The 17,547-nt window shown below is 71.1% G+C and carries 12 protein-coding genes and 1 tRNA gene; 9 read left to right on the top strand and 4 right to left on the bottom strand.

Annotated features, from left to right (window positions below; genetic code table 11):
• Nucleotides 1–133: 133 nt before the first annotated feature.
• The 9 genes from KS03_RS20510 (at nucleotide 134) to KS03_RS20470 (ending at nucleotide 6,673) form a co-directional block, all read left to right on the top strand.
• Entirely contained in the window at nucleotides 134–880 is a 747-nt protein-coding gene (locus KS03_RS20510; protein WP_012734759.1) for an SDR family NAD(P)-dependent oxidoreductase, read from the top strand.
• 109 nt (nucleotides 881–989) lie between these two features.
• Complete coding sequence (gene ybgC, locus KS03_RS20505) at nucleotides 990–1,469, top strand: tol-pal system-associated acyl-CoA thioesterase (protein ID WP_017423283.1); 480 nt, start codon at nucleotides 990–992, stop codon at nucleotides 1,467–1,469.
• Nucleotides 1,470–1,650: 181 nt separating this feature from the next.
• The gene (gene tolQ / locus KS03_RS20500; RefSeq protein ID WP_012734757.1) at nucleotides 1,651–2,328 is read left to right on the top strand and encodes a protein TolQ; all 678 of its coding nucleotides are present in this window, start codon (nucleotides 1,651–1,653) and stop codon (nucleotides 2,326–2,328) included.
• A gap of 10 nt (nucleotides 2,329–2,338) precedes the next feature.
• Nucleotides 2,339–2,788 (top strand): protein TolR, encoded by a 450-nt coding sequence (gene tolR, locus KS03_RS20495; RefSeq protein WP_012734756.1) that lies wholly within the window; start codon nucleotides 2,339–2,341, stop codon nucleotides 2,786–2,788.
• Entirely contained in the window at nucleotides 2,785–3,828 is a 1,044-nt protein-coding gene (tolA, locus tag KS03_RS20490) for a cell envelope integrity protein TolA (protein WP_012734755.1), read from the top strand. Before tolR ends, tolA begins: the two co-directional genes overlap by 4 nt.
• 97 nt (nucleotides 3,829–3,925) lie before the next feature.
• Nucleotides 3,926–5,227 (top strand): Tol-Pal system beta propeller repeat protein TolB, encoded by a 1,302-nt coding sequence (gene tolB, locus KS03_RS20485; RefSeq protein ID WP_026051366.1) that lies wholly within the window; start codon nucleotides 3,926–3,928, stop codon nucleotides 5,225–5,227.
• 17 nt (nucleotides 5,228–5,244) lie between these two features.
• Entirely contained in the window at nucleotides 5,245–5,757 is a 513-nt protein-coding gene (gene pal / locus KS03_RS20480) for a peptidoglycan-associated lipoprotein Pal (protein WP_012734753.1), read from the top strand.
• A gap of 19 nt (nucleotides 5,758–5,776) precedes the next feature.
• A complete protein-coding gene (gene ybgF, locus KS03_RS20475; protein WP_012734752.1) occupies nucleotides 5,777–6,526 on the top strand; it encodes a tol-pal system protein YbgF in 750 nt (249 codons plus the stop codon).
• A 71-nt stretch (nucleotides 6,527–6,597) separates the two neighbouring features.
• Nucleotides 6,598–6,673 (top strand) — tRNA-Lys (locus KS03_RS20470).
• Between the two features lie 344 nt (nucleotides 6,674–7,017).
• Here the strand turns inward: KS03_RS20470 and KS03_RS20465 are convergent.
• Genes KS03_RS20465 through KS03_RS20450 form a run of 4 tightly spaced genes read right to left on the bottom strand, consistent with a single transcriptional unit; the run spans nucleotide 7,018 to nucleotide 17,546 of the window.
• Nucleotides 7,018–7,656, bottom strand: coding sequence for a GNAT family N-acetyltransferase (locus tag KS03_RS20465; protein ID WP_012734751.1), 639 nt, complete (start codon nucleotides 7,654–7,656; stop codon nucleotides 7,018–7,020).
• A gap of 8 nt (nucleotides 7,657–7,664) precedes the next feature.
• Nucleotides 7,665–8,990 (bottom strand): aminotransferase class I/II-fold pyridoxal phosphate-dependent enzyme, encoded by a 1,326-nt coding sequence (locus KS03_RS20460; protein WP_012734750.1) that lies wholly within the window; start codon nucleotides 8,988–8,990, stop codon nucleotides 7,665–7,667.
• A 37-nt stretch (nucleotides 8,991–9,027) separates the two neighbouring features.
• Entirely contained in the window at nucleotides 9,028–9,951 is a 924-nt protein-coding gene (locus KS03_RS20455; protein WP_012734749.1) for a UDP-3-O-acyl N-acetylglycosamine deacetylase, read from the bottom strand.
• A complete protein-coding gene (locus KS03_RS20450; protein ID WP_045678883.1) occupies nucleotides 9,948–17,546 on the bottom strand; it encodes a type I polyketide synthase in 7,599 nt (2,532 codons plus the stop codon). The genes KS03_RS20455 and KS03_RS20450 overlap by 4 nt, the downstream gene beginning before the upstream one ends.
• Nucleotide 17,547: the final 1 nt, after the last annotated feature.

The following is a 17,547-nucleotide window of genomic DNA, read 5'->3' as shown; positions in this document are numbered from 1 at the left end:
TTTTGCTGCATGACAGCAAAACAAGGCAGGGCCGCCTGCCCGCCAAGGCCGGCGTCGCCTTGCCGCAACGCGGCAATGTCAGTAGGCTAACGCGTTCCCCATCGCTTCCTTTCACCGACCAGGAGCAGCAGCAATGATCGTGTTCGTCACCGGCGCATCCGCGGGATTCGGCGCCGCCATCGCCAGGGCCTTTGTCAAGGGCGGCCACCGCGTCGTCGCCAGCGCGCGCCGCAAGGATCGCCTCGACGCACTCGCCGCCGAACTGGGCGAGGCCCTGCTGCCCGTGGAGCTCGACGTGCGCGACCGCGCCGCCGTGGCCGCCGTGCTGAAGGGCCTGCCCGCCGCGTTCACCGAGATCGACGTGCTCGTCAACAATGCGGGTCTCGCGCTCGGCGTGGAGCCTGCCCAGAAGGCCAGCCTCGACGAGTGGCAGACCATGATCGACACCAACTGCTCGGGCCTCGTCACCGTCACGCACACGCTGCTGCCCGGCATGATCGCGCGCGGCCGGGGCCACATCTTCAATCTCGGCTCGGTCGCGGGTACCTATCCCTACGCCGGCGGCAACGTCTACGGCGCGACCAAGGCATTCGTCCGACAATTCAGCCTGAACCTGCGCACCGACCTGCTCGGCACGCCGCTGCGCGTGACCGACATCGAGCCGGGCCTCTGCGGCGGCACCGAGTTCTCGAACGTGCGCTTTCGCGGCGACGACGCCAAGGCCTCGAACGTCTACGCGAACGTCCAGCCGCTCACGGCCGAGGACATTGCCGACACCATCTACTGGATCGCGACGCGCCCGGCCCACGTCAACATCAACACGGTCGAAATGATGCCCGTCGCCCAGGCACCGGCCGGCCTCGCCGTGCACCGCGGCTGAGTGCTTCCGAGCCCCGCCGGAGCCCGCGCAGCAGGGCTCCGGCGGGGCTCGGGCCAGTCATCGCACACGCAACATTCGGTTACGAAAAGAGGCAGGGGCTTCCGGTAGAATGCGCGCCATGAATCCGCCCAATCGACCGCCCGGACCGCCCGAGACCGCCTTTTCGTTCGACTGGCCGGTTCGCGTGTATTACGAGGACACCGATGCCGGCGGCATCGTCTTCTACGCGAACTACCTGAAGTATTTCGAGCGGGCCCGCACCGAATGGCTGCGGGCATGCGGCCTCGACCAGCGCCGGCTGGGAGACCAGACCGGCGCGATGTTCGTGGTGCGCGACACCGCGGTCGACTATCGCGCCCCGGCACGGCTCGACGACCTGCTGACCGTCAAGAGCCGGATCGAGCGGTTTGGCCGCGCCTCGCTGAGCTTCGTCCAGGAAGCCTGGCTCGGCGGCGTGCTGCTCGCATCCGGCCGCATCGGCATCGGCTGGGTCGAGCGCGAAACACTGCGCCCGACGGGCATTCCGCCCGTGGTGCGCACGGCACTCGAGCGGGGTCCGATGCAATGTCTGTCAACGGCCGACGCATGAGCACCGTTTAGACATAGCCGATGAACTTGCGACCCTGATTCGGGACCAATGAGAACGCCGGGCCGGAACCGGGCTCGGGCCGCCGGCTGCAAAGCCGGCCGGCCACCGGACGCCGGACCCGTACCGCGCCACGGCGGCAAGGCGCGACGCGACGGCCAAGAAGCACGTTAACCACACACCTATGAACTCTGCACAAGACCTGTCGATCGTTTCTCTCGTCCTCAATGCGAGCGTGCTTGCCCAGGCCGTGATGGGGCTGCTTCTGCTGCTGTCGCTGATGTCCTGGACGTTCATCTTCCGCAAATGGTTCGCGCTGCGCCGCGCGCGCAGGCAGACCGAGCGCTTCGAGCGCGACTTCTGGTCCGGCGGCGACCTGCAGGCCCTGTATCAGAGCGCGGCCAACAATCGCCATACGATCGGCTCGCTCGAGCGCATCTTCGAATCGGGCATGCGCGAGTTTCTGAAGGCGAAGGAAAAGCGCATCTCGGACCCGTCGCTGATCCTCGACGGCGCGCGCCGCGCGATGCGCGCCGCGTTCCAGCGCGAGATGGACATGCTCGAGGCCAACCTCGCGTTCCTCGCCTCGGTCGGCTCGGTCAGCCCGTACATCGGCCTGTTCGGCACCGTGTGGGGGATCATGAACTCGTTCCGCGGCCTCGCCAACGTGCAGCAGGCCACGCTCGCGAACGTCGCGCCCGGCATCGCCGAAGCGCTGGTGGCCACCGCGATCGGCCTGTTCGCCGCGATCCCGGCGGTGGTTGCCTACAACCGCTACGCACACGAGATCGATCGTCTCGCGAGCCGCTTCGAGACCTTCGTCGAGGAGTTCTCGAACATCCTGCAGCGTCAGGCGCAATAAGGAGCACGCGATGGCCGGCACTCCCCTCCGTTCCAGCATGCGCGGCGGCCGCTCGCGCCGCGCGATGGCCGACATCAACGTCGTGCCTTACATCGACGTAATGCTGGTGCTGCTCGTGATCTTCATGGTCACGGCGCCGCTCGTCGCGCCGTCGATCGTGAACCTGCCCACCGTCGGCAATGCCTCGCCGCAGGAGCAGACGCCGCCCGTGGTCGTCAACATCCAGGCCGACGGCAAGATGAGCGTGCGCTACAAGAGCGACGCCGGCGCATCGCAGGAAGACACGATGACGAAGGCCGAGCTCGACGACTTCATCGCGTCGCGGCAGGCCGACCACCCCGACCAGCCGGTCGTGATCGCGGCCGACAAGACCGTCCAGTACGACGCGGTGATGACCGTGATGTCGGATCTGAAGGCGCGTGGCGTCAAGCGCGTGGGCCTCCTCGTCAAATCGCAATGAACCAACGCACCCGGCGCTCCGCTTCCCCGCTGCAGCCGCCTCGCGAGCGCGGCACGGGGCGGGCGTTCGCGCTCGCGGCACTGATGCACGTGCTGCTCGCGCTGTTCCTCTATCACGGCATGCAATGGCAGAACAGCACGCCGGCCGGCGCGGAAGCCGAGCTGTGGAGCGAGGTGCCCGACTCGCCGATGCCGCGCCCCGCCCCACCACCGCCGCCGGCACGGGTGGCGCCCGCGCCGCCGCCCGCCCGGGACGACGAGGCCGAGATCGCGCTGCAGGAAAAACGCCGCAAGCAGCAGGAAGCGGCCGCGCGCGCGGCGCAGCTCGCCGAGCAGCGGCGCGAGCAGGAAAAGGCCCAGCAGGAGGCCGAGGCCAAGCGCGCGGCGCTGGCCGCGCAGCAGCTCGCCCAACGGCAGGCGGCCGAGAAGCAGCGGCAGGCCGAGAAGCTGCGCCAGCAGCAGCTTGCCGAGCAGCAGAAGAAGCTCGAACAGCAGAAGCTCGAGCAGCAGCGCAAGCAGGAGCAAGCCCAGGCCCAGGCCGATGCCGAGAAGAAGGAACAGGCCGAGAAGGCCGCGGCGGCCAAGGCCGAAGCCGCGGCCAAGGCCAAGGCGGAAGCGGCCGCGAAGGCGAAGGCCGACGCCGCGGCCAAGGCGCGGCTCGACAAGGAGCGCCAGGCGCGCCTCGCGCAATTGCAGAACCAGGCGGGCGGCGGCCAGGGCGGCGGCGAAGGGCTGGCCCGCAGCGGCACCGGCACCGGCTCGGGCGGCAACGCCGCGTCGCCGGGCTACGCCGACAAGGTGAAGCGCCGCGTCAAGCCGAACATCATCTGGAACGGCGAGCGCAGCGGGCTCGAAACGCGCGTGCAGGTGCGCTGCTCGCCGAACGGCGACGTGCTCGGCGTCACCGTGACGCGATCGAGCGGCAATCCCGGCTGGGACGACGCGGTCGTCAACGCCGTGCGCGCCAGCACGCCGCTGCCGCCCGATGTTAACGGAAGCACCCCTTCGAACATTACGATTACGTTCCGGGCCGCAGAATGACGCGCAATGCGCTTACACTCACCGGTCGCCGCGAGGAACGAATCGGGTATTGTTGAGTCTCTGTGCGGATGCGCAGCTACATAAGGGAATCGGAAGCATGAGTTTGATGACGAAGCTGGGTTTCAGGTCACTCGTGGCCTCGTGTCTGATTGCGGCGGGCAGCGCCGCGAACGCGCAGGTCAACGTGCTCATCACGGGCGTCGGATCAACGCAGTTTCCGATCGCGACCGCGAATTTCGTCAACGAGGCGGGCCTGCCGCAATCGGTGACCGCGGTGGTGCGCGCCGATCTCGCTCGCACCGGCAAGTTCTCGAACATCGACGCGGGCAGCACGCCGATTTCCGAATCGGCGCCGGTCGACTACAGCGCCTGGAAGGCCAAGGGCGCCAACGCCCTGGTGGCGGGCACCGTGAACCGCGAGGCGAACGGCCAGGTGAAGGTCGACTTCATGCTGTTCGACACGGTCAAGCAGCAAAGCCTGGGCGGCCTGTCGCTGACGGCCACGGGCGACGTCGAGGGCATGCGCAAGACCGGCCACAAGATCGCCGACTTCATCTACCAGAAGCTGCTCGGCGTGCGTGGAGTGTTCAGCACGCGGCTGTCCTACGTGACGCACTCGGGCGGCAAGTATCGTCTGCTGATTTCCGATTCGGACGGCGAAAATGCGATACCGGCCCTGACCAGCTCCGAGCCGATCATCTCGCCGGCGTGGTCGCCGAGCGGCACGAAGGTTGCTTACGTGTCGTTCGAACTGCGCAAGCCGGTCGTCTACATCCACGACCTGCCGACCGGCCGCCGCTACGTGATTTCGAACCAGAAGGGCAACAACAGCGCACCGGCCTGGGCGCCGGACGGCCAGACCCTCGCGGTCGCGCTGTCGCTCACCGGCAATACGCAAATCTATTCGGTCAGCGCGACGGGCACCGGCCTGCGCCGGCTCACCCAGAGCAGCTCGATCGATACCGAACCTTTTTATTCTCCTGATGGCCGGTGGATCTATTTCACCAGCGATCGTGGTGGTCAACCGCAGATCTACCGGATGCCCGCGCAGGGCGAGAGTGCCGGTGCCGCGCAACGCGTGACCTTCACCGGCAGCTACAACACGAGCCCGCGGGTGAGCCCCGACGGCAAGCTGCTCGCGTACATCTCGCGCACCGGTGGCGGCTTCAAGCTGTATGTCCAGGATCTGCAGACCGGCGCCGCCAACGCGGTGACCAACACCACGCATGACGAGTCGCCGAGTTTCGCGGCAAACGGTCAGTACATTCTGTACGCGACCCGAGCCGGTGGCCGCAGCGTTCTTGCTGCCGTTCCTTCGGACGGCAGCTCGCCGCCGCAGATTCTGCCCGTCCAGGGCGGCTCGTTCAGCGAGCCGTCTTGGGGGCCATTCATGCAATGACCAACAGGAGATTCACCATGATGACCAATAAAGCTCGCCTGGCACTCGCCGTAATGATGATCAGCGCGCTGGCCGCGTGTAAGTCGGGCGTCAAGCTCGACGACAAGGCCAACCAAGGCAACGCGATCAGCACGCAGCCGAACCCGAACGACGTCGCGCAAGTGAGCGTCGATCCGCTGAACGACCCGAACAGCCCGCTGGCGAAGCGCAGCGTCTACTTCGACTTCGACAGCTACTCGGTGTCGGACCAGTATCAGCCGCTGCTGCAAGCGCACGCGCAATACCTGAAGAGCCATCCGGCGCGTCACATCCTGATCCAGGGCAACACCGACGAGCGCGGCACGAGCGAGTACAACCTCGCGCTGGGCCAGAAGCGCGCGGAAGCGGTTCGCCGCGGCCTGTCGCTGCTGGGCGTGCCGGATTCGCAGATGGAAGCCGTGAGCCTGGGCAAGGAAAAGCCGCAAGCGACCGGCCACGACGAAGCCGCATGGGCGCAGAACCGCCGCGCGGACATCGTCTACCAACAGTAAGTAACGGAAGAACCTCCGCATGACGCACCGCTTCCCTTGGCTGCGTGCAGCCGCTGCGGCCTGCGTTGCCGGAGTCGCGCTCGGCGCGGCCCCGGCGCACGCCGGCATGTTCGATGACGACGAGGCTCGCCGCGCCGTGCTCGACCTGCGCACGCGCACCGACAGCCTGACGAACCAGCTCTCCGCCGCGCAGCGGACGATCCTCGATCAGTCCGCGCGTCTCGACCAGCTCAACCAGCAGGTCGCGACGCTGCGCGGCCAGAACGAGGATCTGACGAACCGTCTGACGACGCTCGAGCGCCAGCAGCGCGACGCCTACACCGATCTCGATGCGCGGCTCAAGAAGTTCGAGCCGCAGCAGACCACGGTGGACGGCGTCGAGGGTACGGTCCAGCCCGGGGAAACGGACGCGTTCAACGCGGCGTCGCAGCAGTTCCGCAGCGGCGACTTCAAGGGCGCGGCCGCTTCGTTCCGCGCCTTCATCGCGAAGTATCCGCAGAGCCCGTATCAGCCGGTCGCGCAGTACTGGCTCGGCAACGCCCAGTACGCGCTGCGCGACTACAAGGGCTCGACGGCCACCTGGCAGGCGCTCGTGAAGGCCTACCCGCAGCATCCGCGCGCCGGCGATGCGCTGGTGGCGATCGGCACCAACCAGCTCGAGCAGGGGCAGAAGGCGGCAGCCAAGCGCACCTTCGAGCAGGTCCTCTCGCAGTTCCAGGGGTCGAGCGCCGCGCAGGCGGCCCAGGCGAAGATCGAATCGATCAAGTGAGCGACGGCCGGGCCGTCAGGCGATTGATGCTTGACGGCCTGACGAAGCGTTCACTATAATCTCGCCTCTTTGGGTCGTTAGCTCAGCTGGTAGAGCAGCGGACTTTTAATCCGTTGGTCACTGGTTCGAATCCAGTACGGCCTACCAAAGCATCAAACGAAAAGCCCGGTCTCGCGACCGGGCTTTTTGCTTTGGGGCCGCCGAAGCGGAGCAAAGCTCCGGCTCAGCGAGCGGCGCAGGCCGTCGCATACCCGCCGTCGGCCACCCGCGCCTGCCCGGCACATGACACGCCGCGTCGAACGCCGGGAACGCGACGATGGCCGTCCCCTCCTCGGCCGTGCCCTATCTATCGCCCCCGCCGGCGTGCGCGTGGCGAAGGACGGCCCAAAGTGCCGCGCTGACGGGTAGAGCGCGACGAGGAATCTGTTCCTCGGGGTCCGCGCCGCGCTCCCCGGCATCCTGCAATGAACCGGAAGAAAGCCGCGCCGCGCTCAGCGCCCGAGCCGCATGCGGATCGACTCGAGCTCGGGCGGCAATTTGGGCGAGACCGGCTGCGCGCGCGGCTGCTCGACGAAGCCGAGCCGCCGATACAGCGCGGCCGCGCGCGAGTTGCTCAGCAGCACGTCGAGCACCACTTCGCGGCCCTCGCCATCGCCCAGCGCGCCGGCGCGACGGGTATCCTCGAACAGCGCCGTGAAAACGCCGGTGCCACGCCAGCGCTCGTCAATCGCGCAATGCGCGACGTGCGTCTGCGAGCGCTTCGGCGCCGGCAGTTCACCTTCGAGCACGAGCCCGCGCAGCAGGCTCGCCACCGTGTGGCGCAGCCCGAAGCGGCGCAGCAGCAACCAGGCCACGTGCGGATCATCGAACGCGATCATGCGCCCGTCGTGCGCGGCCAGCACGCCCGCCACGCTGCCGTCGGGCGCCACCGCGACGCGATGCCGGCGCCACGAGAAGCGGCCGTGCCGCGACGCGAACGCGCTGGCGAGAAACGCCACCATCGCCTCGACCGGCACGCCGAGAAAGAAACCGAACTCGCGCACGCCCGAGGCGAGGATCAGCGGCGCGCAGGCCGCGGCATCCTCGGGACGCGCGGCACGGAAGGTCCACCCGGCAAGCGGGGCCGCCATTGCGCTGCCTAGCGCGCGAGCCGGGCCAGCGCGGCCACGGTGCGCGTGATCTGCCCGGGCTCGTGCGTCGAGCAGATGAAGAAGCGCAGCCGCGCCGCTTTTTCCTCGACGGCCGGATAGAAGATCGGCTGCACGTTGATGCCCTCGTCGAACAGCGCGTTGGCCCAGCGTGCCGCCTTCAGCGAGCTGCCGGTGATCACCGGCACCACCGCGTAGCCTGCGCTGGTGCCGGTGTCGAGGCCCGCGGCGCGCGCCTCGTCGAGGAACTGCCGGCCGCGCTCGCGCAGCTGCGCGACGCGCTGCGGCTCGCGCTGCAGGATCTCGAGCGCGCTCAGCGAGGCGGCCGCGAGCACCGGCGCGAGACCGACGCTGTAGAGGAAGCCCGGCGCCAGATGGCGCAGCATGTCGGTGAGCGGCTGGCAGCCGGCGATGAAGCCGCCGCAGCCGGCCAGCGTCTTGCTGAGCGTGCCCATCCACAGGTCGACGTCCTCGGCGGCCACCCCGAAATGCTCGCGGATGCCGCGCCCGGTGGCGCCGAGCACGCCGAGCGAATGCGCCTCGTCAACCATCAGGAACGCGCCGTGGCGCTTGCGGATCTCGACGAACTTCGGCAGATCGGGGAAATCGCCGTCCATGCTGTAGAGCCCCTCGATCGCGATCAGCACGTTGCGATACTCGTGGCGCACGCGCGCCAGCAGCGCGTCGAGCGCGCGCCAGTCGTTGTGCGGGAAGCTCAGGCGCTTGGCGCCGCTCAGCTGCGCGCCCTGCACGATGCTGTTGTGCGCGAGCGAATCATGGACGATCAGGTCGCCCTGCCCGAACAGCGAGCCGATCACGGTCACGTTGGTGGCGTGGCCGCTCACGAACACCACGCAGTCGTCGGTCCCGTAGAACGCCGCGAGCGCGTGCTCGAGATCGCGCTGCACGGGCCGCTCGCCCGCCACCATGCGGCTCGCCGAGGCCGAGGTGCCGTAGCGGTCGATGGCCTGCTTGGCGTGCGCCGTCACCGTGGCGTCGCCCGCCAGGCCCAGGTAGTTGTAGTTCGCGTAGTTCAGGTACTCGCGCCCGCCGATCAGCGTGGTCGCGCCGGCAAGCCCGTCATGGACGCGGAAGAACGGCGATTCGACGCCGAGCGTCTCGCCCATCTCGCGCATGATCCTGAGCTGCTGGTATTGCGGCATCGACTCGAAGCGGCTGCGCGGCGAGGCATGCACGCCCGCCGCGGCCGGCGCCGGCGCCGGCGCGGTGTCCGCGCCGCCCTCGGTCACGCGCTCCAGTTGGCGCTTGAGCGCCTTTGCAGCCAATTGCTGCCGGAGATGATCTCCCAGTCCCATCGATTCGTTCGCCCGTAGCCTGATCAAGTTCGCTATGTTACGCCGCGAATTCGGCCCACTCCCATGCATCGGGGCTGGACAGCAGCGCATCGACGAGCCGGAAGTTCATTTCGTGGCTCGGCCGCAACGCCGAGACGCGCGCGAGCAGCGGCGCGCCGGCCATCGCCAGGTCGCCGACCAGGTCGAGCACGCGGTGGCGCACGAACTCGTCGGGCAGGCGCATGCCGCCCAGCACGCGGCGGCCGACGATCGACGCGGTGCAGGAGGGCCGCGCGCCGCGCAGGATCGGCACGCCGCGCAGGTAGCCCGCGACGATCGCCGGCACCGCCCACTTGACGCGCCCGTAGGAGCGCGACGGCGCGATCTCGGCGGCGAACGCGGCCGGCGTCATCTCGCCGGCCCAGTGCATCTCGCCGAAGCCCTTCAGGTCGTTGCGCACGCTCATCTCGTAGCGCGGCGCGGGTTCGAGCCGCATCTCGCGGCGCGCGCCGCCCGCGCCGTCGGTCACCGCGAGCGCACGCGTCACGCGGATGAAGCGCTTCGGCGCGGCCAGCGCGTGGCGGCCGGTCGCGCGCAGCGCCGCGATCCAGGGCGCGGCGCTGCCGTCGAGGATCGGCACCTCCTCGGCGTCGAGCTCGACCGTGGCATGGTCGATCTCGCAGGCGAGCAGCGCCGCGAGCAGGTGCTCGACGGTGCGCACGCCCACGCCGTCGGGGCCGCGCAGCATGGTGCAAAGCGGCTGGGCACGGCGCAACGCCGGATCGACCGCGAAGCTGGCCAGCTCCCGGCCGCCGTCCAGGCGGCGAAACCGGATGCCGCGCGTGGCAGGCTGCCTGCCCGCCGCGGGCAGGATCCGCACCCGCACGCGCCGGCCGGTGTGCAGGCCGTGGCCGTCCAGCACGAGCTCGCTCGCGAGCGTGCCCTGCGTGGCCTGCCAGCCGGCCGGCGCGGTGCTCGTCATTGCGCCACCTCCAGCCTCGGCTTCTTGCCGCCCACCGGATCGTTGGCGGCGGCCTTCAGCGCGGCCTTGGCCTCGCTGTCGAGCGCGTGCTTCGCGGCCAGCGCGGCCACCTCGTCGAGCCCGCCGCCGTCGGCCGCCCCCCCGGCATTGGCCTCCTGCGCCGCGATCGAGTCGACGATCCGGCCGGCCAGCGACTGCACGGTCGCGCCGTCGGCGATCGCCATCACCGAGAGCTTGACCTCGAACACTTCCTCGACCGCGAGGCCGAGCTCCATGCCCATCAGCGAATCCATCCCCATTTCGAGCACCGACTTGTCGAGCGCGATGCGCTCCGGCGTCATGTGCAGAATCCGCGCGATCTGCGCACGCAGCGTCTCCGCGACGAACGCCACCGCTTGCTCGCGCGGCAGCGCGGCGACCTGCTCGCGCAGTTCGTCGCCGCCGTCGCGCGAGCCGTCGCTGCCGGGGCGGGTCTGCATCTGCGCATAACGGCGCGCGCCGGCCGCCGGCATGCCGCGCGCGAGCGCCTGCCAGTCGATGCGCACCACCGCCTCGCCGGCACGGCCGTCCACCAGCGCGCGCTCGAGCGCGTCGAGCGCCTCGGCCGAGCTGATCGCGGCACCGCCGATGCGCGCCTGCAGCGCCTCGCGCGTGCTGTCGTTACGGGCCAGGAAGCCGACGTCGTCGAGCGGGCCCCACGCCATGAAGGTGGCCGGCAGCCCCGCCGCGCGGCGGTGCACGACGAGCGCCTCGAGGAAGCTGTTGGCCGCCACGTAGCTGGCCTGGCCCGGATTGCCGAGATAGGTGGTGGCCGAGGAATAGACCACGAACCAGTCGAGCGGCGCGCCGCGCGTGGCGCGATGCAGGTTCCAGGCGCCCGCCACCTTCGGCGCGAGCACCGCCTCGAAGCGCGCGTCGTCGAGATTGCGCACCAGGCCGTCGTCGATTTGCATCGCCGAGTGCAGCACGCCCCTGAGCGGCGTGCCGCGCGCGGCGATCCGCGCGACCAGCGCGTCGAGCGCCGGCGCATCGGTCACGTCGCAGGCAGCGACCTCCACCGCCACGCCGAGCGTCTCGCGCCATCGCGCGACCTCGGCCGCGGCGGCCTCGGCCAGCGCGCCGCCGCGGCTCGCCAGCGTCAGGTGCCGCGCGCCGCGCTCGACGAGGCGGCGCGCGGTCGCGAAGCCGAGTCCGCCCGTGCCGCCGATCACCAGGTAGGCGCCGGCCGGATCGAGCGCGAGCGCGGCCCGCGCGGCCAGCCCGCGCGTGGGCGCCGGCGTGCCCGACGGATAGGTGACCAGCACCTTGCCGATCTGGCGCGCCTGCTGCATGTAGCGGAACGCATCCTCGGCGCGCTCGGCCGGGAACGCGCGGTACGGCAGCGGATGCAGCACGCCGTCGGCGAACAGTGCCATGACCTCGCCGAACAGGCGTGCGGTCAGCTCGGGCAGCACGCCCATCAGCTGGTCGGCATCGATCCCGAAGTAGCTGATGTTGTTGCGGAACGGGCGCAGCCCGATGTGGCTGTTCTCGTAGAAATCGCGCTTGCCGAGCTCGAGGAAGCGGCCGAACGGGCGCAGCGTGTCGATGCTGCGCACCATCGCCTCGCCCGCCAGCGAGTTGAGCACGACGTCGATGCCCTGCCCGCCCGTGATGGCGTGGATCTGGTCGGCGAAGGCCAGGCCGCGCGAATCGAGCACGTGGTCGGCGCCGAGCAGGCGCACGAATTCGCGCTTCTCGTCGCTGCCGGCGGTGGCGAACACCTCCGCACCGAAGTGGCGCGCGATCTGGATCGCCGCGATGCCGACGCCGCCCGCGCCGCCGTGGATCAGCACGCGCTCGCCGCGGCGCAGGCGCGCCAGCTCGACCAGCGCGTAGTAGGCGGTGAAGAAGGTGGTCGGCACGGTGGCCGCCTCCTCGAACGACATCGCGGCCGGCTTGGCCGCGATCGCCTCGGCGCGCGTCACCACGCGCGTGGCGAACGAGGCCGGCGCGAAGCCGAGCACCGCGTCGCCGGGCGCGAACGCGCTGACCCCGCGGCCGATGCGCAGCACGCGCCCGGACAGCTCCATGCCGATCGTCGCGCCCGCGAAGCCGTTCTCGACGGCCTCGTCGGACAGCAGCCCCATGGCGTACATCACGTCGCGGAAATTGAGGCCGGTGGCCACCGGTTCGATCTCGACCTCGTCGTCGGCGAGCGCGCGCGGCGCCTGCGCGAACCATTCGAGGTTGCGCAGCGAGCCGGGTGCATCGAACGCGAGCACCGCCGGCGCATGGGCCGCGAGCGGCGCGCGCGCGGCCGCGCGCTCGGCGCTGAGCATGCGCGGCACCTGGCGGCCGGCCGGCGTAAACAGCACCTCTTCCTCGGCCACGTCGATCAGCAGTTCGCGCGCGAGCCGCGCCACCTCGACGCCCGCGGCCGGGTCGACGTCGATCAGGCGGCAGCCGAGCTCGGGATGCTCGTTCGCGAGCACGCGCCCGAGGCCCCACAGCGTCGCCTGGGCGGGGTCGCCCGCGGCGGCGCCGTCGAACGGCGCGCCGCCGCGCGTGATCACCGACAGGCGCACGCCGGCCGCGTAATGCGCGGTGTCGAGCGACCGCACCAGCGCGGCCAGCGCGATCGCGCCCGAGCGCTGCGCCTGCATCAGACGCTCGGCCGGCACTTCGTCGGCAAGCCGCAGCGCGGGCGCGCAGAACACCAGGTGGAGCGGATCGGTGGCCGGCATGGTCGCGATGAAATCGGCGGCCTGCCGCGCCTCGACGGCCTCGACCACGTGGCCCGCGTGCGTCAGCGCGTCGGCCAGCAGCGCGCCGAGCGGCACCTCGTCGTCGGCCGCGGTGACGATCACCCATTGCTCGGCGCGCTCGAGCGCGTCGAGGCTGTCGTCGTCGGGCTCGAGCGCGGCCTCGTCGGGCAGCGGCCGGCGCGCGACGACGAGGCTCGGCGTGCCTTCCAGTTCCAGATCGTGCTCGGTGTGGCGCGCCACCTCGACGAGGCCCGCGCGCTCGCAGAGCGCGGCGAGCTCGGTCGGCGCGAGCGCCGCGGCGCGGCCGTCGCCGGCCTGCAGCCCGAACACGATGTCGGCGAAGCGGCTGCGGCGCGACTCGGCCAGCACCACCAGCCCGCCCGGCGCCACCCAGGCGCCGATCGAGGCCAGCACGTCGGCCGGATCGCCACGCCCGGCCAGGGCGCGGTCGACCAGCGCCAGATCGTACAACTCGTGCGGATCGGCCTTCAGGGCGAAACGCTCGCCCGGCAGCTGCGCGACCGTGGTGATACCCGGCGAGGCGTCGGCGTCGAACGCGGCGAGCTGGTCGGGCGTGCCGACGATGGTGCGCTCGCAGCGGTCGCCCGGCACGCGCATCGCGAGCGGGCGCAGCACGTCGCCGCGCGTGGATTCGATCTCGAGCAGGCGCAGACGGCGCGTCTCGCGCCAGCCGTCGATCGCCGCCATCGCGCAGGCCTGCATCACCGCGTGCGTGTGTTCCCAGGTCGGCGAGGCGTCGAAGAACTGCTCGACCAGGCTGCGGCCGGTGGCCGACAGCACGCGCGAGGCCTCGAGCTCGCCCTTCAGCACACGCGGCAGCGCCGCGCCGCAGTGCGCGAGCAGCGTCAGCTCGGCGACGTGATGCGGCGATTCGGCGAGCAGGCCGCGCCACAGCTCGTCGAGCGGCGGCAGCGCGGCGCAGGCTTCGTCGTCGCGCACCAGGCGTTCGCCGTCGCGGCGCGCGAGGCCGTCCTCGATCAGGATCTCGGCGAGCCGGGCGACGAGCGGCGCCTGCGGATGCCCGGGCAGCAGCGGCGCGGCGAACGCGTCGATCGCCTCGAGCCCGCGCAGCGCGTAAAGGCTCGCGAGCACGTCGAGCAGCGGCAGCATTTCGGTCAGGTGCCGGCCGCGGCGCGCGCCGTCCTCGCCCGCCGCGACGCGCGCGGCGGCGTCCTGCAGCAGCGCGGCCGGCGCCGGCAGCATGTCGGCGCGCGCCTCGTCGGGCAGCGGCCGGTGTTCGAGCGCGTAGACGAAGCGCGACGGCGCGTGATGGCGGCGGCCGAGCAGATCGACGCGGCGGAACCGGCAGGCGGCGAGCCGCGCCGTCACGGCGCCGCGGGCATCGAGGAATTCGAAGCTGGCGACCACCGAATGCGGGCTGCGCCGGTCGATGCGCACCAGTACGCGCTCGATCGCGTCGCCGCGCAGAAAGTCGACGCGGCCGATCTGCACCGGCACGTAGGCGGCGTGGTCGCCGTCACCGGCATGCGCGCCGAGCAGCGCGAAGAGCGGGTGGAAACCGCTGTCCATCAGCGCCGGATGCAGGTGGTAGGCCGCCAGCGCGGCCGCGTCGCCGCACGCGGCGGGCGCCGCGAGGTCGGCCAGCGCGAACTCGCGCGTGACCCGCAGGTCGCGCACCCAGCGAAACGCGGGGCCGTATTCGAGGCCGATCGTCGAGGTGCCGCCGTACAGCGTCGCGCCCTCGATCAGCGGTTGCGCGCGCAACGAATCGAGCAGCGCGCCGGGCACCGCGGTATCCGCGTCGAGCGTGCAGCCACTCGCGAGCAGGCGCCCGGTGACGTTCAGCGTCCACGGCGTGTCGCTCATGCGGTCGCGCGTCTCGATCGTGAAGACCGCCGTCTCCGGCTCGATCTGGAAGCGGAACAGCTTGGCCTGTTGCGGCTGGAACACCACCGGCGCGCGGATCTCGACGTTTTCGAGCGCGCAGCTGTCGGATTCGAAGTAGACGCGCGCGGCGGCCAGCGCCATCTCGACGTAGCCGGCGCCCGGGAACGCCACGCCGCCGTCCACCACGTGGTCCGCCAGGAGCGGCAGCCGGATGGGGTCGAGCTGGTTCTCCCAGCCGAACGCGAGTTCGTGCAGCCGGTAGCCCAGCAGCGGATGCTCGCGGCGGCGGTTGACGAGGTCGTAGGCCTCGACGCTCGGCTCGAGCCAGTAATGCTCGTGCTGCCACGCGTAGGTCGGCAGCGCGACGGGCGGCGCGGCCGGCGCGAAGCGCTCGACCTCGACGGCCGCGCCGTGCGCGACGGCCGACAGGATCGCGGTCTCCAGCATCGCGGCGCTGCCCTGCTGGCGCTTCATCGTGGGCAGCACGGCGCCCTGCGCCTGCGCGGCCAGCAGCGCGTTCTTCATGTAGCTGCGCAGGATCGAATGCGGTGCGACCTCGATGAAGATGGTCACGCCCTCGCCGATCAGGTTCGCGATGCCGTCGCCGAAACGCACCGGCTCGCGAATGTTGCGCCACCAGTAGCCCGCGTCGAGCGCGGTGCCGTCGAGCCGCGCCCCCGTGACGGTCGACACGAAGCCGCCGTCGCCGGCGCTCGGCGCGAGCCCGGCCAGCTCGTCGCGCACGATCGGCTCGATGCCGTCCATCTGGCGGCTGTGGAACGCATAGTCGAGATCGAGCATCTGGAAGAAGCGCCCGCTCTCGCGCTGCGCTGCCTCGACCGCCTGCAGCGCCTGCAGCGAGCCGGCCAGCGTGACCGCCTCGGCGCTGTTCACGCCGGCCACCTCGACCAGCGCCGTCAGGCCCAGGCGCGCGATCAGTTCGTTGGCGGCCGCCTCGCTGAGGCCCGCCGCCGCCATCCGGCCGCTGCCGCGCGTGGTGCCCTGGGCACGGCTGCGGATCTTGATCACGCGCACCGCGTCGGCCAGCGAAAGGATCTGCGAGGCCCAGGCGGCGGCGATCTCGCCGACGCTGTGGCCGATGGTGGCGTCGCAGCGGATGCCGCGCGCCTTGAGCACGCGCGTCAGGCCCACCTGGATCGCGAACAGGAGCGGCTGGGCGTTCTCGGTGGCGGCGAGCCAGGCCGCGCTCGCGCCGTGGCGCATCACCTCGACCAGCGAGGCGCTGCCGTCGGCGCGCCAGAGCGCATCGACCTCGTCGAGCGCGGCGCGGAACAGCGGCTCCTCGTCGTACAGCTGCTGGCCCATGCCGGCCCACTGGCAGCCGTTGCCCGAGTAGACGAACGCGACCCGGCCGGGATCGGCCGGCGCCTCGCCGCGCACCACGCAGGCCGGCAGCTCGGCGGCGCCGGCGGCCAGCGCCGCGAGCGCGGCGCGCCCTTCGTCGTCGCTGGCCGGCGCGATCACGAGCCGGTGCGCGAACCACTGGCGGCGCCGCGCGGCGGTGGCCGCGACCGACTGCCAGCCGGCGCCGCGCTCCAGCACGGCGAGATAACGCGCAGCCAGCCCGGCGAGCGCCTGCGGCGTGCGGGCGCTCAGCACCAGCGGCGCGCGGCGCGCGCCCGCCCCGGCCGGCGCAGCCGCCGGGGAAGCGGCGCCGGCCGTGACCGGCGCCTCGGTCAGCACGACGTGCGCGTTGGTGCCGCCGAAGCCGAACGAATTCACGCCGATCGTGAGCGGCACGTCGCCGGCCGCGTCGAGCGGCGTGTAGCGATCGGCCACGCGCAGCCGTCCGCCCTCGAAATCGATGGCGGGGTTCGGCGTGACGAAGTGCAGCGAGCGCGGCACCGCGCGGTGCTTCAGGCACAGCACGGCCTTGAGCAGGCCGGCCATGCCGGAGGCGGTTTCCAGGTGGCCGATGTTGGTCTTGATCGAGCCGATCAGGAGCGGCTTGTCGGCGGGACGGCCGGCCGACATCACGTCGATCAGCGCACGCGCCTCGATCGGGTCGCCCACCGCGGTGCCGGTGCCGTGCGCCTCGAGGTACGACACCGAGGCCGGATCGACGCCGGCGCGTGCGTAGACGCTGCGCAGCAGCGCGGCCTGGGTGGCCGCGCCCGGCACGCTGATGCCGCCCTGCGTGAAGCCGTCGGAGTTCACGCCGGAGCCGGCGATCACCGCGTGGATCGTATCGCCGTCGGCGAGCGCGCGCTCGAGCGGCTTGAGCAGCACGAACGCGCCGCCCTCGGCGCGCACGTAGCCGTCGCCGCTCGCGTCGAACGCGCGGCAGCGGCCGCGCGGCGAGAGCATCGAGGCCTTCGAGAAGGTGACGAAGCCGAACGGATGCATCAGCAGGTTCACGCCGCCGGCGAGCGCCAGCTCGGCCTCGCCCGAATGCAGCGCCTGCACCGCCTGGTGCAACGCCACCAGCGACGACGAGCAGGCGGTGTCGATCGACAGGCTCGGGCCGCGCAGGTCGAACAGGTAGGACACGCGGTTCGACGCGATGCTCAGCGTGTTGCCGGTGGCCGAATACGGATCGACCGAGTTCAGGTCGTCCACGCTGCGATTGCCGTAATCGGGGCTCGCCACCCCGACGAACACGCCGCAGTTGCTGCCGCGCAGGTCCTGCGGGCGCAGCCCGGCGTGCTCGAAGGTTTCCCAGGCGAGTTCGAGCAGCAGGCGCTGCTGCGGGTCCATCTGGCTCGCCTCGCGTGGCGAGATGCCGAAAAACGCCGCGTCGAAGCCGGCGATGTCGTCGAGCACGCCCGCCGAGAACGTGTAGCTCTTGCCGGCCTCGCGCTTGGACGGATGCAGGTAGAACTCCGTGCCGAACCGCTCGGCCGGAATCTGCGTCACCGCATCACGCTCGGCACGCAGCAGGCTCCAGAGCTCGTCCGGACTGTTGGCACCCCCGGGAAAGCGGCACGCGATCCCAACAATTGCAATCTTTCCGTTCATC

It is taken from the genome of Burkholderia glumae LMG 2196 = ATCC 33617, assembly GCF_000960995.1.
Classification (GTDB): domain Bacteria; phylum Pseudomonadota; class Gammaproteobacteria; order Burkholderiales; family Burkholderiaceae; genus Burkholderia; species Burkholderia glumae.
Note: the sequence above shows the minus strand (reverse complement) of the source record. Positions and strands in the feature narration are given on the sequence as shown.